The sequence below is a fragment of the Shinella zoogloeoides genome (assembly GCF_033705735.1).
Taxonomy (GTDB): Bacteria; Pseudomonadota; Alphaproteobacteria; order Rhizobiales; family Rhizobiaceae; genus Shinella; species Shinella zoogloeoides_A.
In genome coordinates, this window is sequence record NZ_CP131132.1 from 127,484 (window position 1) to 148,184 (window position 20,701).

Below are 20,701 nucleotides of genomic sequence, written 5' to 3' on the forward strand. Positions count from 1 at the left end.
GAGCCAATAATCAGGCGGCTGCTCGTGTCACCCGATCCGCCCGGCAGACGCCGCTGGCGGACGTTTCAAAGTTCCGCCATGGACATCAAGGCCAGAGAGAAGGGTGACAAAGCGCTTGATCTGGTCAGCCCCAACGGCCGCTTTGCACCGGTGCGTCCAGGCGGTTGACAGATCGCGCCGGATGCCGACGGTGGGGATCGATCAGTCCGGCGCCACAGTTCTCTCCACTCTCGTACCCGCGGTCACGCAGCGGCGGCACCTTCTGCGGGCGCTAATCTCGTATCGCGGGTCTATCGTACGGGCAAAGCGACCATACCCGACAAGGCACCGATCTCCTTGCGCTGGCTGGATGCCTCTCATACTCTGTTGCGGAAAGATTGACGCGGGCCTATGAGCTTCGTTCTCTACTGGGAAGCGCTGGCTCGATGCGGGCGATATCTGGGCGGAAGCGACAAACGCTCCGGTCTTCGAAAGCCTTCATCTCCACGCCGACATCGCCGATGCGCGAGAAGGAGCGCTTCAATCGCCGTTGATTTCGCCGATGTCGAGACTTCGCCAACAGCCGTTGAACGATGGACCGGCTGCCCTGGCGTCTGGCCGCAGCCGGCGAGCTGACGACGTAGAACGACCGGGCGGGTTTGCAAGGCTACGCCTCCGGATATCGCCAGCGTCGCCGAAGCTGCGCGGCGGAAAGCCGTTCGCCTGCGATCTCGTCATCGACCTTGTCGAGGTTGACGCCCGAATGCGCTGAACGCCTTTACCCATTTGCGCAGCGGCCGGACGGCCGACAGCTTGCGCTCTTCACCGCCATCCCGGCGGACGGCATCAATCCGGTCCACGAGAATCGGCGGACGCTTTCCGGCATGATGCGCTTCTCGCCTGGGCGCACGAAGAGCCCGCGCAGGTCGCGCACGCCATTCTGCCTGGTGTTCAGAGGCAATTGCCTCTGAGCTTAGGCGATGGAACAATGTCATCCTCCGATGGCCAGGTTTTCCGGCGGGCGGACACGCCGAGGTGATCGGCGCCCAACGGCCCCGGCGCCGGGGCTCTACCGGTTCACTTCCGACCAGTACGGCGCGCCATCATCGCCATGAATGCCATCGCATGAAGCCAGCCTATGTCCGATGGACCTTCCATTACGGCAGCGATCTCGCCATCGAAACCCACTACGTCACCGGCGTGCTGAGCTTCGCCCTGGCCTCCAGATCTTCGGCTGCGTCTCAAGGATCGCAAGCTCCCCGGGCGAGCGCCTCCCGAAAACCTGGCGCCGCTCGTTGGCGAGCACATCAACGTCGAGCGGATCAAGGCAAACTGGAACGACATCCTGCGGGAAGTCACGACGATCCGTTCCGGGCAGGTTCGGCCTTCGACCCTGTTGGCTAAAGCTGTCCGCATTCGGGCCACGCCAGAACGGACTGGCGTTGGCGCTACGCGATCTCGGTCGCATCAATCGGTCCATCTTTCTGCCCCAGTCGGTGGCAGAACCCCGAAATGCGCAGGAACGCGACGGCCGGCCTCAACGCCGAAGATCCCAGAACACCTTGGCCCGCGCACTGTTCTTCAATCGCCTCGGAGAATTGCGCGACCGGACTTTCGAGCGGCAGTTCTACCGAGCATCTGGACTGAACCTGCTAATCAACGCCATCGTCTACTGGAACACTCTATCTCGAACCGGCGTTCGCCGAGCTCAACCGCGAGGGCATTCCCACGCCCTTGACATCATCAAACACATTACCCCACTCGGCTGGCAGTAATCAGTCTCACCGGCGATTACATCTGGACCCCAACAGACGGCGTTGATCTCGGCCATTGCGGCGCGAAACACCATCCCGCAGCGATCACCATACCGCCTCAAAGTCGGACAGATCCAACAAATGCGATGCCCGAGGGTCGGCCGGTGTGATCGGGGATCGGTTCGCGTCAGGATCCCACAGGTGATGACCAGGAGGAGGGCGCTTCGGGCGCCGGCCAGGCAGCGATTTTTCCGTCGCCGTCGCGGCCTGGAGCCAGATCAGACGTCAGTGCCCGAAGGGTACTGTCGCCCATGCCTGGTTGACGAGATGGCGCAGCGTCTCGACCGCTGATCGCTCACCCAGCTCGGCGAGCGAAATCGCGGCGCGCTCGATCGGCAGGAGTACGTACTGTACCGAGCTGGCGGCGTTCGACGGCGGACGGCACAGGCGGCACTTGGCTTCCAAGCGGCGGTTCTTGGCGTGTTCAGGGCTCGTGACGGAGGCCACTTTGGTGATTTGCGGCGTCAGATCAATCTATCATCGATAGCGGTTACTTATCGGAGGTCAAGTAACCGCCGGCATATGGCGGCACAGAACGCTACTGTGATGGAAGGCTTAACAAATCATTTACCATAAATTCACGTCTTACGATCTCGCCAAACTGCTCCATCCACAGCTTCAGTTGCCGATCTCCGCCAAGCGCCTTGCCCGTCTCGACGCATTGCCCGCCCCCGCCGGCGAGGCCGGCGCAACGCATTTCTCGACGCGCCCGCCTTGGCCGACGGTGAACTCGTTCATCTCGGCCTCGTCCCGCATGACGCGCTCCGGGATATCTCGCGCTCCCACCCACACCATCTGCGACATCCTGACGCCGTGCCGCCCATCCCCCCGCCCACTTCTCTACCGCGCCCGCCTCTTCCGCGGCCAGCGCCCGCCGGAGCAGGCGGAGACCGCGGGAAGTGGGCCGGCAGTGCTGGCGCGCCGCCCGGCCGAGAGGATGGAACATCCCGAGACTGGATGGTCTGGGCGATGCGCCTGCGCGATCGATGGTGGTACTGCTCCGACCGCATCGAAGAGGCGAAAGAGCGCCAGAGCGCCAAAACGCTCCAGTGATCCGTTCGCCTATGACCTCGACTGGGATAGACGAGGCTGGAGGAGCGGCGGCCGTGTCGCGTGCCCAGGATTCTGCCGCCGGTCCTGCAGGCAATGCGGCTGGACGCCTGGCGATCGTTGTCCTCCAGCACGTGCCTTGGCTCGCTCGTCGTCCTGCGCGAGGGCGCGCCACCGGCGGTCATCACGCGAACGCCCGCGCTCTGCCCTTGTCGAGCGGCGCTGTCGAGCCGTGGAGACGCGGTTGCCGGGGCAGCGCTCGCCGCTCAGCGAGCATGACCGGTGCTGGCGCATGCGTAGGCGACCAGGCTGCCGGAGCGTCATGGCGCGGCCGCCGACTTCGGCCGGAGCCGGCGTGGCGAAGACGCTTGGATTGCAGCCGAAGCGCAGCGGGTCTTCGCGAGATGACGGCGCGGAGCCCGGGCGTGGGGACGATGAAGCCCTGGACCGGCAGACATAAAAGGTTATGCTGGTCTCGGGGCGGGGCAGACCGTCACTTAGTTCCGCGGAACGGATAGTAAGGATTAACCTTGGGGGGAATTGCGTTGCAAATTGCGCTGCAGCTGATAGTCCAAAAGCAGAACGGCGGCAGATTGCGCGATGACCACCGCTCGTTACATTGTGCCCCTCTTCTTGCCATCGCCGGCGATGGCGTTCGTCGACGGCCTTCCAGCTAGCCCATGAGTGCGGCAGGGGCATGGCAAGCTGGCGCAGGAGGCAAGATCCAGCTGATACAGCAAAGCACGCGCTACGAGCATGCGCCGGGCGGGTGCGGGGCGCCAGTAGCCGAAGGGTGAACCGCCGGCTCACCCGACACCCAACAGACATGGCCCTGGCATCCCCGCCAACGTCTGATCGTAGTTTTACCGAGCAGCAGGCGACCGCCACTGACTTCGCCGCGCCGCAAGATCCTGCTGTCGGTCAGCCGGGCGCCGGCAGATGACGGCGAGCGCCTTGAGTGGAGAACTGCATCTTCCCCTTGTTCACCATTCTCCTTGACGGCCTCATCACAAAGCTTCTATGGGCGAGACCGTCGAAGTTGCGCTGGCTGATGCCATGACCGCGACCCGCGGCGCCCTTTGATGAGTTTGATGCGATCGGAGAGGGGAGACCGGCAGGATGTCGGGGATCTGGCGTAAAGCCAATCTCTTCCCTTCACTCAGAACAGGATGAAGCCAGGCCTTACCGTCGCTGCGCGACGAACCATCCCGAACTACTGACCGGGCGTTGCGCGTTTCGACGACGTTATCGAATACACGCTTTCCGGATGTGTCATCGAAGTGATCTCGTAACAGGCTTGATCGCTTCGCAACACCGAACTGCCGTGGGTGATGTCGCGAACGCGGGCATCACGGTTTGCAGATTTTCGCCATCATTCTGATAATTCCGGCACGGTCATTGCTGCGCACGCGCTTAGCCAGCGCCGCTTGGCTTTCAAGCAGGATGCGGAGCGTGTTGAGTACTGGAGGATCGCCCGCATTTCCTGCTGAGAGATGTAATCATGCGCCATACCGGCGCCTTAAACCGTAATGATCACCGGCGCTACCTCAACGCAATAGTAGCTCATTCAGGTGCTGCTGGCGTTGGCGTCGGAGGAGCAGCTGAAACTGGGTAACAGCCTTGAGACGCGCGGCTTTATCGAATTCGACTCTGCCTCTCGAGGGGCCGCAGACAGCTCGCGAACAGACAACAAAAACGGAGGCTTGTCCGCGAGCCGGAAGGCGACGGCGGCATCGCCAAGGCCTCGGTGCCCGAGCGTGCAAAACTACTTCCTAAACAAGATTGAGCAGTATCGATCGACGGACACCGACAAAGGGCGTCCTCGAAATGAGCCTCTAATTTCAAGGATCGAAACATCCGCGCGTTCTTCACGGATGACGGCGCCAGCCCACCTGACCGCGGCGGCGGGAAATCTGCGCGAAGGCAGGCGTGAGAGCCTGAGCCATAGCGAAATATCGCGCGCCATCCGGCCTGAGCCGCCAATCTTGGCGTTGGCAAGGCCGTGCTGGATCGCGTCGTTGCTCGCAGCGATACCATCGCTGAGTTGCGCCGGGCAAAAGATACGCCAGCGTTTTTCACAGGTCTTGGAGGTGCAGAACAAAGAGCTTGGACAGACGATCTCGCTGGTCGCGTTCAGGTCTCGCAGGCCGGGTGACGTTGCTATATGCCTTTTGGACAGCGGGTCCGCCGCACTCATCCTTTGATCGAGCCGGTGTTGTCGATCGATGATTGGCATACGATCAATCCGGCTGGGGCGCCGACGACACGCCAGCTTGGCAGGGTCACGGCACGCGAATGGCCGGAGTAGCACTTATAACGATCTGATTACCCGCTTGCTTCTGAGGACGCTGTCGAACTGCAATATCGGCTGGAAAGGGCAGGAATTCTGCCACCTGGCGACGCGGATGAAACCGACCTGATCTCTACGGCGCGATTGGTGAGGCGATTGCTCGAGCCGAGATTCCAGTGCCACAGAAGCCGGGTCGTAGCGACTGCTATAACAAGCACGGGCTCCTTCGCGGGGTGAGCCTCATCCTGGTCTGCTTCGATCGACCAACTCTGCTTCGAGACGGATGCGCAGCGGTTGATCCTGATAGCTGCTGGAAACATACGGGCTGGACTTAAGCCCTGCGGATCACCTGGTTCGCAACGATATCGAACCGCTAGATGATCCAGCGCAGCTTGAACGGTCACGTCGGGGCTTTCACCGTCAGCGAGCTTGCAGCCGGCTACTCGCCGGGAACTTCCGTCACCGGGATCGTCAGCGGCCGGTCAAGGAGGGCGGAACCCGGCGCATGACGGCGTCAACTGCGAGCCGACTGATGATTCCGCGCATTTCGACGACGCACCCGGCCCGAAATCGCTGCTTCTCCATGACGACACAACCGCTGCCAAGCTCGCGGCAGAGCAGGTCGGGGCCGGCCGGGCTCTGGCCCGAGACTGTCCTGCGCTTATTGCTCATTCTGCCGAATGGACACCTGCGACGCCCGCGCCTGCCACGGCACCGTCGCAATTGCAATCGATTTTGGTGCTGCCAGGCGGTTACGGCGTCAGCTGCAGAGCGCCAGCCTTCACACCCATCCGACTTTGATGATCGACGACATCTCGACTCCAGCGAGAAGGGAGCGGATCAGCCCGTGTCGAGAGGACGGCGAAGCTCATCTGCGCCTGGCCGACACCTTGCCAGCTCCGCTGAGCCCGCGAGGTCTCGTCACGCCGTCTCATCGAGCCGAACCCGCCTCGGCGAGCGAGGTTGACTAAATCACAGACAGCGCCTTCACGGATGCTTCCAGACGAAAACAGCCACCGTCGACGAGTTCTGCGCCCTATCACCAGGCGCCGCCCGAAACGAGGAAGAAGGTACACCTCGCTGGTCGTCGGCGAAAGCTGGTTGGCCAAGACAGCGGATCGTCGCACTGATTTCGGCGGGGAACGGCGGCTGATCTCTGCCGAGCGTGACGCCATCGGCATTTATCCAGTTGGTGGTTGGCGGAGCCGGTCGCACCTGACCGACAGCCACGAGAAGCGTGCGGATCGTGACCATTCGCGCGGCCTGGCGCCGTGGTTGATCTTATGCGGTGGTCGAGACGATCTTGAAGACAGAGATCGCTCCAGTGTAGGATCCCTTCGATAATTGGCGTCACCGGCCACACAGGCCGAGGCGAGACTCAACCAAAGGCCTGACGAGCCGGTCGGTAGGCCTGGCGACAATAGCGATGGCCGTATCCCTGCCTAGCCCAACGTCTGGCGGCAGTGGCGATCACCGGTTTGGGCGTGATCCTCTGCGCCGACGTTATCGGTCGCGGGCTCGATTTGCCGGCGGTCACCGCGTGTTGGCGTCAAGCGTCCTCCCAATGCCGGTCGGCGGTGTCTCGACCTGCCTACGGTCATTGATGACGTCATCTACTTTGTAAAGAACAAACACTCCGCCGCCAGAACGTTTGCATCTTGCTGGGCCAGTGCTGGCCCCCCCTTATCATATGAAATGGAGCGAAGGCGAGTTCGGGCAGCGCATCATCCGCACGATCGGCTGCTTCGGCGGTCGTGTGTTCAATGCCGCCCATGAACATCTTCTTTCTCTGGCGACAATAATTCCGCGGAACGAACGCCGTCGTGGCTAGTGATTGGTATCACCGCCACGGTGGTGGAGATCGTCGCCGGAAACATGCTCCGTCTATGGCGACAGATGGCTGGCACAGTTCACGCACGCTGCGCCATGTTCATCGCGGCATTGGCCTATCCTTGGCGTTGCAGCACGCCCGCCGCTTCTTCCGGCACTGGCAAGCTTCTGGTCTTGCATTCCGCCAGCGCCAGCGGATCCTGGCGCGTTAACGTTATCGGCGTGTTTTCTGCAGCCCAGCCAGCGGATCAATTTCGGGGAAGCCAATATCGCGGGTGGTCGGATTGACCGCTTCCTCACAAGGATGATCACTAATACGGAAACAGATCATGGCCATGTCATGGACAGGGCACAATGCAGGCCAGATCAGAATCTGCGCCGCCTACACCACGGCTGGCTGATGCGCTGACCCTGTCTCTGGCGATCGGCGCGCTGGTTCTCGGAAGCCTCTATACCGGGCTCTGGCTTGATCCAGCCGTCGGTACCGCCGCTAACGGGATTAACGCGGGCGGCGTCCCGCCGACTACGCTGAAGGCGAGATTCTCCCCGAGGAAATACAGGAAACTTCGTCAGCTACGCGCGGGACATCTGGGCTGGGCCTGCGGAGCCATCGCCTTATCGTCGTCAATGATCTGCATGCGCCGTCCATCAGCGCCATTCACGATCTACCGCATGTGACGGCGGAGGTCGAAACCCGCGGCTGATAAAACGTTCATACCGAAGGAGACATACCATCCGCGAAAAGCAAAAGCCGATCACCGCGCATGCCGGAGCCCGCGGGCAGATGGAGCTGCGTCGAAGGGTTGTCGAGGGGCACGATCGCGGGTGCGTGGTACATCAACGGTTTGTCGGGCGAAGTCACATCATATCCGCAGTACTTCGCCGCCGAGTCAGAGCGTGAGCGCGCGGCCGAATTGACCGATGTCATTCGCGCTTATCCAAATAAGTTCATGATGAATACAAGCCGCCTTTGCACCGATCTGTGCCGCTTGATCCGCATAGTCGGTGTTTGGGCCGGATTTGGGCGGATGAAATCGGCAAAATGTCGCCCTATCACTGATTAAATTTGTCGACTGAATTGAAACGCCGCATTAAGGGATTTGCGACACCGCATCCGCTTGCCTGTAGAATTTTACACCCGGTCAGAGCGTACGAATGCGCGGACGTCCAGGATTGATGTCGATCAATTTTGCTTGCATCAGCATAGTGCGGGGCTTAAAAAACACGGCTGTTATTTCCCTGGATTGCTGGCAATCCGCAGGGAGCGTATACCCCGGCCGATCTTCAATCCGCCGGCTCGTCCATCGCCGCCTGTATGATCAAAGGGCATTGAGCGCATCATTTCTTTCCTCGCCATTGATGTTGCCGTCTGACCTGCCGTTTGTTTCGGTCGCGTCAACTGCGGGTCGATACCGATGAGTACCGACTAACGGCTTGATCCACATAAAGAATGCTATCCGCAAATACGGCACAATCTTCCCCCAACGCTTTGCGATGGTGTAATCTGCGAGTCGCCGCACGCATCTGCTCTCCGGATCGCGGCTGGCGGTGCAAATGACGGTATCCTGTCGTTATGCCAAGCCTTCCAGGGCGGGCAAGCTAATCTGGATCGCCGGCGTCGCCGGCCCGTGGCTGGTGCGCGTCGATGGCGAATATGCCCCGGTCAGCCCGCAGGCGGATACCGAACAGGCGGATCTTCGCCCGCGAACGGCTTGAGCTGGACGGCCAGCGCGAGGAACTCTGCGCGGCGTCGAGATATCTGGCCTGACCAGCAGTGCAATTAACGAAGGATTTCGCGCGGCCCGCGAAGAACTTCATCTCCGAAACAGCCAGTTGCCCGCCGATCGAGCGATTCGACGTCGCGGTTACGCGATGGTCGCCTCGCAATGGTGACAACAACAACTGGCGATGCTGGTCTTTGTAGCCCGCTTTGCGTTCGCCTGCTCGGCGGCGGATTGGTGCTGAAGGCGGAAAATGTGCCGAGGGTTACGGTACGCGTAATCTTTCTGGGGCGCTCAGTGATGGTGCTGACAGCAGACAGGCGCCTTGCGGGAACAGCCGCTAGTGCGGAATATTGATCAAGTGTTACTGTGCGGTCTCACATCTGCGGATATCGCGCGGAGCCGACGAGCGCGAGGAAGAACATGCCCACACGATAAGCGACCAACGGAATACCATTTGATAAGGTCGCACATGAAGCTGTGCTCGCGGTTGCCTGCGTCCGAAATCGACGCACGAGCGATGAATGCAGAAACTCGACGTCGATACCGGACTATCCCTGACCCTGGGTGCGTGCAACCCGAGATGGCCCTCGAGGCGATGAAGACCGAGCCGAAGGTCGGCGCGATGCCGCCCCGCAACGATCGCACCGGGGGCGCCATCGCGGTCAGCGCCACGACCCCGTGGCCTGGATGCGAAGCTACGAAAACCAGCAACTGAAGACGGTCGCGGCGCACGCGCGGCCTTGAACAGGTCGACTGCGAGCGTCCGAGGACGCGCCGGTCGCCGTTGACAGGCAAGATGTGATGTCTCTAACATTCGTCAGCGACTTCGAATAGCGAGGAGCAACAGGCCCGAATGAAACGCCTGAACTGAAACTGGGCGTTGAAGACATGAACCGAACTTGAGCCACTGCCAGCACGTCGGTTCATCGCCAGCCGAATCGTCCGGATTTGAGGATTGCGACAGCAGAAGTGAAACCCAGCTCGAGCGTTGAACTGCGCCCGCCGCCAATTCGAAAAATTCACCGGAGGCCACGATTCTCACCTGAAAGTGCCGCAGCACACAGTCGCGCGGCATGTGTTGACGGGCGACCGAGGGATCGCTTCGACTTGCGAATTTCGGTTCTGATCACGGCCTCTATCGCCAGTGCCGTCGCGCCCATGAACTTCCAGCAAACCTGCCCGTGAGACCACCAGAATTACCCGACGCCCCGAGGGCGTCTTGTCTTCTCTGATCCTTCGAACCAGGCACGCCACGTGTTCGAGGATGGCCGAAGCTGGGGCCTGCAACTCAGCGGCACCCTGGCGCTCGCCCGTTCGACCGTACCGGAGAAGTCTCGATAGAGGATACGCAGCCGTGGGTGTCGGCGCCTCGAGCGCCCGGTTCAACGCGCTTCTCAGTGCTGTCGGAAACAAAATGTGCGAGCGACTTTCGCGCCCACCCGTGGCGCTTGTGTGCGTGTCGATTTCATTTGTGCCTGCGAGACCCCACGCGGACAGGCGCAAAGTGCTCCGACAGAGGTCGCCAAGGACAACGAGGGCCGTTGTCGAGAAGTTCTTCGCGGGCGGAGCCCGGCGATGCAGACGATAGTGACCGCCCCGGATTCCCGCCGGCTATCGGTCCACCGCACAGGGGGCCCATCTTCTTCGAGAAAGACTGTCTGTCCGTCAGATTTCGGGGATGCGATTCCATCGTTGATGCGCTCATGACGATGCGCTACTGCCGTACCTGTTGCCTCAGGCAACTGCGCAGCGTCAGCCCTTCGCTTCCGTTTCGATAGCCTCGGGTCACCTGGTCAGCGTCGCCGACTTTTCCTCCACTTCGATCTCCGAGCGTCCGGCTCAGCACGCGAATCGCGGCATGGGACAGTTGCCTGTGCACCTGCACGCCCGACGTTCGGTCATCGACAGAGCGCGACGGCATTGGCAGCCGGAAATCGTCAGCAGGCACGCCATGGGTCTTAACGGACAGGGGGCGCGTTGTACATTATCCACAGCCGTTACCCGTTTTTCGTCACTGTGGATTCGTCTTCACCGAAGACCGATCTACGATCTTGAGTTCGAATTTATATTGCCGTCACCCGGTCCGGAAAAGAAGCCAGCAATTCGAGCCTTGCTTTCGGCTTTTGAGACGATCTCGGGCAAGGCAGGACGTGGACGACAGCGAACCGCCAGCGATGGATTGCGTTGAGTCCGAGGATCTGACGGATGCGGAATGGGCTCCTTGCGGAGCGTTACCCTCCAGCAAAGTGCGGGCGCCGACGCGCGAGGTCAATGTTCGCGAGGTCGTCAACGGCCTGCTGTGGCGTGCCGAGCTGGCGGGCCGCCAGTGGCGTCGTCCTCGAAAGATCCGCCGGCCGCGCCAACGCCAACTGACCACTGACCTTGAACCGGGACGGCAGCCACTCGGCCACCCCGCCGACGAACTCTGCGTGAAATGCCGCGAGGCGAGGGATCGCGGAGCCAGTCCACCGCCCGCATCATCGATATCAGTAGTGTTAAAAGCGCCGAAAAAAAAGGGGATTCGGGCATCACTCCGAAGGTGGCGATGCGGGCAAGAAGATCGAAGCGCACATCTCGCATACGGTGGGTTAGCTGCTTCACGCCCCGGCTCACCCGGCCGGCATCCAGACGGTGGCGTGCCGGTCGCCGGGAGGCACTGCCCTGCTGTTCGTCGATGGCGCCGTGACCCGTCTTTGCCAAGGGCAGGTGAAGCTCCCTGCGACCGAAATGTTCAAGCGCCTGATACGTCAGCGTTTCGAGGTCTTGCCGAGCGTCCGCGGTTGCGACCTTCGCGCGGGGTTGGGACGCCGCAGGTTGTCAAGTGACTCGAAAACATGTCACGCACGCACTGCCTTCCTAACAGCATCCATTCGTCCGCTGCCTGTTCAAACCGAACAACTCGACCGACTCTAAAGGCGCCGCATGACCGATAGCGAATAAGTACCGTGAGGAAAGCAGAAAGCACCCCGACAAGGGCGAAATAGAACCTGAAACCGCCGTCTACGCTAAAGCCGGAGTCGCAAAGGCTGACGGCGCACCCGTCAACGACTTGCGTGTCGAGCAAAGCTTGGGCCGGTAGGTGCAGCGCAGCCTGTTTAGGCCTGAACAGCGCCCAGCGGCTCGACGAAGAACACCCGAAACCGAGTACCCAGCCACGAGCAGGTTGAAGGTTGGGTAACACCAACTGAGAGCATCCGCCGCAATATCACGACCCCAGGCTGGGGCGAGCGTCAATCAAACTGAGTTCTCCGCCAGAGCGTCGACCGACCACCAGGGGCAGGTTATCGGACGGCCATGGGGACTTCACCGTCTTACTGATCCTGTTCAAACTCCGACCGCCCGGCGGCCGCCGCAGCGCGCGGTCCGTCGTGAAATCTCCACTAAGCATGGCTAAGGGGAGCGACGCATTCCAACAACCAGACGTTACAGCCATCATTTGCGCCAGTGCAACAGCTCACCGGTCCGGTTTTGCGCCGAAAACGGCCAGTTACGCACCGAGCCGGTGATTGATCCAGCGGTAGCGGAGCGTTCCGTAGCTCGCGAGCGAGGACCCGTGGGTTCTGAGGAATGTCGACACGAGCAACGACAGCGAGTGAGGAGATTCCTCGTCGAAAAGACCAAGGGTTTCGCTTAAAGTTAATCTCGGAAAGAGCCGGCCAGCACCAGGCGTGACACGCGGTCGATAACCACGTTAACATTCGTGGCCTGGTGGTGACGGATTGCGGTACTTGCAAGAGCCCCATTGATTAAGTGCGGGTGAAAGCGTCCCATTGGGGCCCACGTACCCGAAACCGACCACTAGTGGTCAGGCCGGCCAAGGCGCTTGAGAGAACCCGCCGAACTCGGCAAACGGGGCAACTCGAAGAAAGCACGGCACGCAAGTGCTGGGTGGTGGGGGTACCGCCCATCAAAAACACAGGCCCCAGAAGACGACGTAGGCCTGACGCCTCCGGTGCCAAGAGGAGAGGTGCAAGCTTGAATCGAGCCCCAGGGGTCGGCGCCGGCTAACGGTCCTAAGGTACGAAATTTCGTCGGGGTAAGTTCGATCACGAATCGGCGGCGATCTTCGCCGTCTCCAGCAGAGACCCGGCGAATTGAGCCCCCGTGAAGACAAGTTCCCGGGTGGTGACGGAAAGACCCCGTGCACCTTACTTCGGCAAGCTTTGCCGACCCGGCATTCGTGTCGGCATGATTAGCGGTACTTAGGGGACGCCAGTGCCCTGTGGAGCCATCCCAGTCACCACCCATCTTAACCGCGGTTCCGCCATCGATCCGGGACCGTATGGTGGGTAGCCTTGATCCGGGGCGGTCGCCTCCGAGCAACGGAAGTCGATGGCGGGCTTCAGATGGCCGGAAATCGGTCGTCGAGTGCAATGGCATAAGCCCACTTCGACTGCGAGACCGACAAGTCGAGCACAAGACGAAAGTCATCATAGTGATGTCCGCCGAGCGGGCCATTACCAACGGATGCTAACAGGCTGATGACCTCCCAAGAGTCCCGCATCGACGGGGTTGTTTGGCACCATCGCATCCTGGGGTCGGGCAACCTAAGGGTTTGGTTGCCCGCCAATTAAAGCGGTACGTGAGTTGAACGAACGTCGACGTCCGCCTTATCCGCCGTGGGTGTAGGAATACTGATCAGATCCGGGTCCCCGAGAGGACCGGGATGGACATTAACTTCTCGGGCGGACCTGCCGTCCCGTCAGGCTACGTGCTGGTGCCATAGCGAATGGATAACCGCCTAAGCGGGAAACCAACCCCGAAACCCCCCTTGAGTATCGCGGTTGACGACCACGTTGGGCCGGGTGCGGGTGCAGCATGAAGCTTACCGGTAATAATAGCCGATTGGGTCCTTGACCGTCTCGCGCCCGCAGCATGTTGCACTGATGATGCTGATCTTCTGCCCTGACGCCGCGCCTGGACGGGCCGCGCCATCAGGCGCACGGGTTCTTGGCGAAATCCGCCTGAAACGCCAGGCCAAAGATCAAAGATGCGTTCACAAAACTACACCAAACGAAGGCCTCTACCAGCTCAAAGAGCCCTTAGCCGACCTGGTGGTCATGGCGTGGGGTGGCGCTGTTCCTTTATCTCCGAACACGGCCGCGAAAACGCCCCAGCGCCAATGGTGACTTCGTCCAAGACGCGGGAGTAGGTCGCCGCTAGGTCTGCTAAAGGCAATCAAATCTCTCATTAACAAGCCTCGGCCTAGCCGAAATCGGGCCGCCTCAAAGCGGCCCTTTTGTACGCATAACACAACGCAGGGGTGGCGTTCGCCATCGGTGTCCAAATCCCGCCCCCGCAACCGGGGTTTCTTAAAGATCATCAAGACTTCAATCGGCCTCCTTCGGGAGTACTGGCCGCCTTTTTGACCTAGCACACGGTCGCCATCAAACACACCCCACCCGTTTGACGGGGAGGGGGCTTGATGGTGATCCCTTCTTCCCATATCATTTTTCGGGCCGCTTTAGGGCCGGAGGGCAGCGCCGGGGCCACAGTCCTCGGGCGGCCGCGTTCGGCCACTACGTCCATAAAGCGTCGCGTGAGCACCGCGCCGTTTGAGCAGCCAGTTTCTGTACACCGGCTTCCGGCCTGCGGGAAGGCGGGTATTTGAAGACCGAGTTGCTCGAGCAGGAACAGTGGCCGTCACCAAATGGGTGGAGGGTCACATCTGCCTGCGCGACGGGTTCTTCGGCAAGATGGTCCCCGGAAATCAATGCCGGCATAGCCAGGACCATCGCGCGCAAGCGCATTTCACGTCCACGACGGGGAGGCACCGGCACGCAGCGCTGCGGCGGTGGGCCGACGAGGCGGGCACGCCTCTGCGTCCTGAAAACCGCCACCGCCGCGGGGTCGGCCCAGGTCGAGCCCGCCGCCGCAGACGCAGGGAAGATACCACCGGCCAAGGTTCAGCCCCGAGCAGTTGACTCCGCCCGGCCAGGACAGAGCGTCGGCGTTTTTTGATAAGCCAAATGGCGGGGCGGGGGAGCAACCGGCGGAAACGCGGAGCCCAGGCCAAGGTTGGAGGCGATGATCCCGGCATATCCGCCGGGGTCTGCATCCGAGCGATGAGCGCGGCTGAGTTGTAGTCGCCGGTCGGCCGGCGCTGCGAGCATGATCGAAAGAACGGGCTCTTCGGGGTTGAGCAGTTCGCTGCTGAGTTCTCGACATAGCCATTTTGGCATCGGTCCCGGCGCCGACCTGCTGACCGCTAGATTTGGCATTCGATCGCCGGGTCCCGTAGCACCTGGCTGAAGGAAGAACTGGAGCCACCGAGGGAATGCGCGCGCAGCTTGCTGCAAGCGCATCGTTCGAGGTGGCCGTGGCCAGGCCGAAGTACTTAGACGTGAGTGTTCACAACTCATTCCGGAGAGACCGACCATGACCAGCCGCATACCTGCCGGCGCCGTGCCAGCCATCGACATCGCCAAGGTTCGCAATGAAGTGTTGATCGAGCTAACCCGGCTATAACGCCGCCGTTGGTTATCCGTTCCTCAATGGCGCGTACCGACGGATCGCGACTTGCAATCACATGACCGACCGGTCTGCGCCTTTGAGGCAACGGCGCTGTCCGATCGCCTGGCGGTTGGCGGAAGCCGGCTGAAACGCCCGCACGCGAGCAGGCGAACGATCCTGCTGACGTTCAGGTGATCCTACACACGTTGAGGATCCACTGGACTCAGGTCTACCATGATCCCGCGTGCCGGCATCAAGAACGAAGACACACGAGTCATTGCCAACGCCAATATCGAGATCCAACATCGCATCCCGACGATATTCGCCGCCAGCCCAGAGATCATGCTCCGGGGTAACAGTCGGTTTTCGCGTTCTCCCACACCATCGAGCATCACGACACTGACGAAGGAGAAGTTCGTCGAAGCGGCATGGGATGCTGTCGGCAGGAAAGTGAGCAGTCACAGATTTTACCGATATTTGGCGACCGCCCGCACCTCGACTGGCTGTTACTGCCGCTGGATGCGCCCGGCCCGCGACAAGCTGGATGGCTGTCGCCGAAGCCCGCAGCCTGATCCGCCAACGCAACGTGATCGAAGCACAGGCCGACGATCAGAAATCACGTGATTATCAGATCCTGCGGCAGATCCCTGATCGGCCCGATCAACGCGCTGGGCGATCATCGCGGAGGCTGTCTGCCGTTTTCATCATCACCGTCAGTTCAGTTCTCTGCGGGTCGACACCGCTAACCGGGCCAGCAACGCGGCCAAACCTCGATTTCAGCCTGCGGTCGCGCAATGCGACGAACCCTGCGGATTGCCGGGCAAGCTGCGCCATCCGCCGCATAGTCGGGTTTCGATTACAAACTGAACGCCACATCGCGAGATCGCGACAATCCCGACGCAAGGTAGCGTCGGCCACGCCGTCGTCAAAAAGTTCAGGCCCTTCGAAGGGCGGCACAGGCGGGAAGAACCTCCGTCAGCGTGAGTATCCCTTCGAATGACCCTTCTGTATCGCCAGTCTCACTGGAACAGAAGCCCGTGTTGCTGACGGCGAGGCCACGAGGGGACTTCGCAGTTATGGACGAGACCTTCCCGCCGCGGGAAAGCCGCCCGGTTCGACGACGTGATTTCCGACGAGCGTCATGCGCGTGAGTACGCTGACGGACAGAGCTTACCTTCGGGCCACCATTCGCACTTGTGACGCCGTCCGAAATCAACATGCCGGGCTTGCCCGCTCGACCGTCGTCAGTTCCCCTGCGACACGGCGACCAGAGGGCCCGGGGATCGCCGTAAGAGTTCGCGCAGACATCGTCGACCACACAGGATGGCGTTTGCCGCAGGCGAACCGATCGTGAGGCGACCAGCGAGCATTCGTTTGCTTCGACGAGCGACCGGCGCCATCGACGCCCGGCTATGCTACGCAGAGACCTTCCTCGCGATAGAGCCGATAGATGCGATTGAGGCCGATTTGCTCATCGCGCCGAAGCAGAATGAACAGCCGTCAGCACCGCCGTCGCTCATTACCAGTAGCTCGCTCGCACCCCGAGCCTTCGGCGGTCGATAACGGATCGCTGGTCGGCAATACCTGCAGGCCCGCCGCCTGAAAAGCCCTCAGATGCGCCGTCACGCAGAAGCCCTTCATTTTGAAGTTCGCGGAGGCCTGTTCGGCGAGCAGCTAGCCATACGCCCAGCGCCTTCAGGCGCTTCGGGGTTCAGATACCTTCCATACGTCGCCGCATTTGGCTTCCAGCTCATAAAAGGTCGCTTCGGGCAGCCTGCGAAGACCGCCGCTGGGTTCGTCTTCCCGTTCTTCAGCACGACCTGCTCTTCAGCGTTGCCGTCCGTCCCCGTCGGGCCGGACTCTATCCAGCCCTGAGAGTTCAGCGCGGTCATCGGCGTTCGAGGTCAGCCCACCTTCGCGCTACGAGCGAGCAACTGGTTACCGAGGGAACGGTGCGCGCAGCTTTGCCGCAAGCGCGCATCGTTCGAGGTCGCGCCGTCGAGTACCTTCAGAATGTGAGCACCACAACTTCATCTGAGAGATCGACATGACCAGTCAGAATTCTATACCTGCCGACGCTGCGTCATCGACATCGCCAAGGTTCGCAATGAGCGTTGATACCCGGTTAACGCCGTCGGCTCATTCGTTCTCAATACGCGCAGGAACATGACCATCTGATCGCGACGGTCACATGACCGACCGGCGGGTCTGCGCCTTTGAGTGCTAACGGGCAACTATCATCGCCCGATCGCTGGCGGTTGGCGGGAGCGGCTTCGAAACGCGGTTAGCGTCACCGCTATGCTTCGCCCGCACGCGAAGCCTGCACACCACCAGCCGTGACAAAACGATCCCGCTGACGCCCAGGCGATTGAGGATCCACCGTGGCCCACATCCCGCGCGCCGGCATCAACGACGAAGACGAAGTCATCGTCGAGATCCGGAACATCGCATACCGCCAGGAAGCGCTTCAGAGATCGAAGGCTCTGCAATATCGGAGCGACTGAAAGTCCGTACCGACGCCTTCCCCACATCGAATTTGACACCGACGAAGGAGAAGTTCGTCGAGCGGCATGGAGGCCATCGGCAGGAGTGAGCAAGTCACAGATTTTTAATGGATATTTATGAGACTGCCTGCTCCCGATTGGCTTCGCCGTCGTTGATGCGCCTGCGGCTCCGCATGTTTTCGGATACCGAAGCCCGCAGCCCGATCCGCCAACGCAACGAGATCGAGCACAGGCCGATTTGGGTTGCGAAACAGCCGTGATTATCAGATCCCGCGGCAGATTCGGGATCGGTCCGATCAACGCGCCAACGATCATCGCGGAGGCTGGACCTGCGCCGCTTCATCATCACCGTCAGCCCTTCAGTTCCCGCGGGCTGGATTCGTCGACATAGCAATCAACAGGATCGCGCCAAACCCGACCCTCTGTTCAACGCGTGGCTGCACGAACCTGGATTGCCGCTACCCGCCAGCGCGGCGAACGGCCTGATTACGTTCGAACGCTACATCGCGAGAGATCAGACAATCCATCTTCAATGACCGTTACCGTTAAGATGGCGTCGCACGCCGCTGTCGTCGGTCGCCCCTTCGCCGAAGGGCGGTACCAGGTGGAAGTCGCGAGGGCATCCCTTCATCGACTGTAGACCAATGCCGGGTCTTCCACCTGGAACAGAAGCCGTAAAGGCGACGGTACGCCGGCCAGTTGGCGGACGAGACCTTTCCGCCAAAGTGAGCCGCCCGGTTCGACGACGTGAGCCTGACGAGCGTCATGCAGCGGAGCATGCCGACGGACAGAGAAATCTCAGCCTGCCGTCCATTTTCTCCGCACTTGTGACGAGACGATCATGCAGGGGCACGAAGCGAGCGCGATGCGACGAGTCGCCGCCGGATAGCGAGCCAGATCATCAGGCAGCAGACCGCGCCGAATCTGTCGAGGACATACAGCTGACGGAAATGTCGCCCATCAGCGCAATCGAGACGAAGTCCATAAAATCTGTGGCGTTGGTTCGGCTCCCGGACATGCTCGTAGCCCCAGGGCTGTTTGCGCTCACGCCGCCTGCGGTCATTCGGCGCCGGTTGAACTGACTCTCCCTGAACCAGCGAATTGTGGTTGTCGCCATCTCTTTGCATTTGGCTCTGCACATTGTACAAAATGCATTCCGCGCGAAGCAGGAATGCCGCGTGGCGACTGCCAGCAAGCATTGAGCACCAAGACGATAATGAAGCTGCCGAGGAAATTGAGCCGGATCCTGAGGGCGTTTTTCTGGCCGGGGCGTCAGTTGCGTCAGGATCCGGGCGCAGGAATCATCAGCCGCATACCCATCCGCGAGGCCCTTTCGCTCTTGCCGGTTTTGGCGCCCCACCGGCGGCATTGCGCAGAGGAGGTCGAAGAATTAACACGCGCATTTTTCGAGCCGTTTTTACCGAAAGGTCGGCGCCGTACCTGCACCCGCGGATTCTCGAGAAGCCAGATCTGATCAAGGAAACGTCGATCGATGTGTTGACACCGACCGCTGGAAGAACTCCGAATTCCCCACATGCTGCCATACCCATGCGTTCACGCATAACCAGTACAACCAGAAGGTCCCTCCTCGGCGAATGCGACTGGCACACGCGAATTAGCTCAACAGGGCGCGGGCCGTCCGCGAACACAAGCGAACCGGCCTTCGTGGTGAGGCGGCCGATTTCACGCGCATGCATAACGACGTATCCGGGTTTACCGGCGCTCCATCTCGACAGGCCTGGTGGGTGAACAGGTGGGGCCGACGTCGCGCGGCGACGTCATTCTTCAGGCGCGGCCCACCGTGAACAGATGTTCACCTTCACCGGGATCGGTCGGCGCGGCCGAAGCCGCCTGACGAGCGCGGGAGGCTGGCGTGGCCGTCCGTCCGTCGTTGAAGAACGGAGTCGGGCCGGGTCGCTGCCGCCACAGCCGCGGCCGTGATGTCGCCGCCCCACACAATGAGATCGCCATTGTTCAGTTCCTGGCAGGGTCGCGCTTTCGTCAGGCTATGAGGCCGTCGAATTTGAGGTTCACGATGGCCAGCGTCATTACACGCGACAGATGTCGCGGCTTCCATCGACTCGTCGAGAACGAAAGGGAAGCGCTGATCCACGATGCGCGAGGATGCAATGGCCGCCGAGCGGCAGGGGTTACCGACATAGACTGCGAGGCCGGGCCATGCCTTGGCGAGCTCGCTGACGCAAGCGACACGCCGTTTGAATGGCCACGATGATCGTCTCGAACGCCAGCCGCTGGCGCGGGTCCGCGCACATTACGGTTGTTGCCGACGGCCCGGGAAGCGATTGATGCCGGCGGGCCGTCGCGAACTCGCCCATGGATCCTGCCAGCGCCGCCTGCAGATGCCGGCCGCCAGCCGACTGCGGCCGAGCGACGGCCACATCATCCCAGCCGATCGGCCTGGCGAAGTTCCCGCCCCATCAACGTGCTCGGCCATGGGTTGACCATTTCCGGATATTGGTTGATACCGATCAGCGCCTCCGAGAAAATAGCGCGACCTCGAATGTCATCTGAAAGGTCGGCAGGTAGATCGAGCGCCGTGATCTCGCCCTGTTCCTCGAGACCCCGGTCGGTGCGGACGACCGCGCCGCCTTTCCGGCCGCGAGCAGACATGACGTATGCTCGCGGGCATTGTGCCGACGGTATAATTGTAGATGTCCACCCCGGTGATTTTCATGGCCTTCCCAGATTGGCGGCCCGCGCAGCAGTTGCATCAGAACGGGTCATTGGGCCGGCCGACCTGCCGCCAGTGCGCCTCGGCGGCGAAGCGCCGTGACGCAGGGTGCAGTCAAGCCCTGAGTGCTGGAATTCGTCTTCGGCGCTTTGAATGTCAAAAGCCATGATGCCGGGCGGACAGTGCGACGATCAGTTCGCAGGGGGGCGCCGCCGTCGCCATCGAAGTCTGGGATCAGGCCTGTCATGGTCTTCGACTGCGGGTCGCGAGAAGCTCGATCATGCGCGAACCTCTTCAGGCCGCCGAAGCCCGCCTCGCCGATCGACGGTCTGCTCACAGGAATCGGCTGCCGGCGCCGGCGATAG

General features: G+C 61.3%; 10 protein-coding genes, 1 pseudogene and 1 other annotated feature. Of the genes and pseudogenes, 5 read left to right on the top strand and 6 right to left on the bottom strand.

Features of this window, described 5'->3' with window-relative positions; genetic code table 11:
* The first annotated feature begins 1,421 nt into the window (after positions 1–1,421).
* Positions 1,422–1,754 (top strand): Tn3 family transposase, encoded by a 333-nt coding sequence (locus ShzoTeo12_RS28335; RefSeq protein WP_413251206.1) that lies wholly within the window; start codon positions 1,422–1,424, stop codon positions 1,752–1,754.
* Positions 1,755–2,018: 264 nt separating this feature from the next.
* Here ShzoTeo12_RS28335 and ShzoTeo12_RS28340 read toward each other — a convergent pair whose 3' ends face one another.
* The 4 genes from ShzoTeo12_RS28340 to ShzoTeo12_RS27125 form a co-directional block, all read right to left on the bottom strand.
* Complete coding sequence (locus ShzoTeo12_RS28340) at positions 2,019–2,240, bottom strand: hypothetical protein (protein WP_413251207.1); 222 nt, start codon at positions 2,238–2,240, stop codon at positions 2,019–2,021.
* Positions 2,241–2,411: 171 nt separating this feature from the next.
* Positions 2,412–2,588: a hypothetical protein gene (locus ShzoTeo12_RS27115; protein ID WP_318914399.1), complete on the bottom strand. Its 177-nt coding sequence runs from the start codon at positions 2,586–2,588 to the stop codon at positions 2,412–2,414.
* 2,020 nt (positions 2,589–4,608) lie between these two features.
* A complete protein-coding gene (locus tag ShzoTeo12_RS27120; RefSeq protein ID WP_318914400.1) occupies positions 4,609–5,079 on the bottom strand; it encodes a hypothetical protein in 471 nt (156 codons plus the stop codon).
* Positions 5,080–6,120: 1,041 nt separating this feature from the next.
* The gene (locus tag ShzoTeo12_RS27125) at positions 6,121–6,387 is read right to left on the bottom strand and encodes a hypothetical protein (RefSeq protein WP_318914401.1); all 267 of its coding nucleotides are present in this window, start codon (positions 6,385–6,387) and stop codon (positions 6,121–6,123) included.
* A gap of 2,130 nt (positions 6,388–8,517) precedes the next feature.
* On the opposite strand from ShzoTeo12_RS27125, the gene ShzoTeo12_RS27130 reads away from it, so the two are divergent.
* The 3 genes from ShzoTeo12_RS27130 (at position 8,518) to ShzoTeo12_RS27140 (ending at position 16,140) form a co-directional block, all read left to right on the top strand.
* The gene (locus ShzoTeo12_RS27130; RefSeq protein WP_318914402.1) at positions 8,518–8,679 is read left to right on the top strand and encodes a hypothetical protein; all 162 of its coding nucleotides are present in this window, start codon (positions 8,518–8,520) and stop codon (positions 8,677–8,679) included.
* Between the two features lie 2,909 nt (positions 8,680–11,588).
* Positions 11,589–13,541 (top strand) — a sequence feature (23S ribosomal RNA rRNA prediction is too short).
* A 32-nt stretch (positions 13,542–13,573) separates the two neighbouring features.
* Positions 13,574–13,816, top strand: a complete 243-nt coding sequence (locus tag ShzoTeo12_RS27135) for a hypothetical protein (protein ID WP_318914403.1) — start codon at positions 13,574–13,576, stop codon at positions 13,814–13,816.
* A 1,868-nt stretch (positions 13,817–15,684) separates the two neighbouring features.
* Positions 15,685–16,140 carry a hypothetical protein gene (locus ShzoTeo12_RS27140; protein ID WP_318914404.1) on the top strand — a complete coding sequence of 152 codons (456 nt, stop codon included), beginning with the start codon at positions 15,685–15,687 and terminating at the stop codon, positions 16,138–16,140.
* A 204-nt stretch (positions 16,141–16,344) separates the two neighbouring features.
* On the opposite strand, the pseudogene ShzoTeo12_RS28345 reads toward ShzoTeo12_RS27140, so the two are convergent.
* Positions 16,345–16,640, bottom strand: a pseudogene (locus tag ShzoTeo12_RS28345) (IS3 family transposase); the annotation flags it as partial.
* A gap of 881 nt (positions 16,641–17,521) precedes the next feature.
* On the opposite strand from ShzoTeo12_RS28345, the gene ShzoTeo12_RS27145 reads away from it, so the two are divergent.
* The gene (locus ShzoTeo12_RS27145) at positions 17,522–17,644 is read left to right on the top strand and encodes a hypothetical protein (RefSeq protein ID WP_318914405.1); all 123 of its coding nucleotides are present in this window, start codon (positions 17,522–17,524) and stop codon (positions 17,642–17,644) included.
* Positions 17,645–20,044: 2,400 nt separating this feature from the next.
* On the opposite strand, the gene ShzoTeo12_RS27150 is transcribed toward ShzoTeo12_RS27145, so the two are convergent.
* On the bottom strand, positions 20,045–20,275 hold the full coding sequence (locus tag ShzoTeo12_RS27150) for a hypothetical protein (RefSeq protein WP_318914406.1): 231 nt from the start codon (positions 20,273–20,275) through the stop codon (positions 20,045–20,047).
* Positions 20,276–20,701 lie beyond the last annotated feature (426 nt).

Coding starts and splice junctions, on each gene's coding strand:
- ShzoTeo12_RS27115 (WP_318914399.1), bottom strand. CDS start 2,588: ATGGTGTGGGTGGGAGCGCGAGATATCCCGGAGCGCGTCATGCGGGAC.
- ShzoTeo12_RS27120 (WP_318914400.1), bottom strand. CDS start 5,079: ATGCCAATCATCGATCGACAACACCGGCTCGATCAAAGGATGAGTGCG.
- ShzoTeo12_RS27125 (WP_318914401.1), bottom strand. CDS start 6,387: ATGGTCACGATCCGCACGCTTCTCGTGGCTGTCGGTCAGGTGCGACCG.
- ShzoTeo12_RS27130 (WP_318914402.1), top strand. CDS start 8,518: ATGACGGTATCCTGTCGTTATGCCAAGCCTTCCAGGGCGGGCAAGCTA.
- ShzoTeo12_RS27135 (WP_318914403.1), top strand. CDS start 13,574: ATGATGCTGATCTTCTGCCCTGACGCCGCGCCTGGACGGGCCGCGCCA.
- ShzoTeo12_RS27140 (WP_318914404.1), top strand. CDS start 15,685: ATGGCTGTCGCCGAAGCCCGCAGCCTGATCCGCCAACGCAACGTGATC.
- ShzoTeo12_RS27150 (WP_318914406.1), bottom strand. CDS start 20,275: ATGTCTGCTCGCGGCCGGAAAGGCGGCGCGGTCGTCCGCACCGACCGG.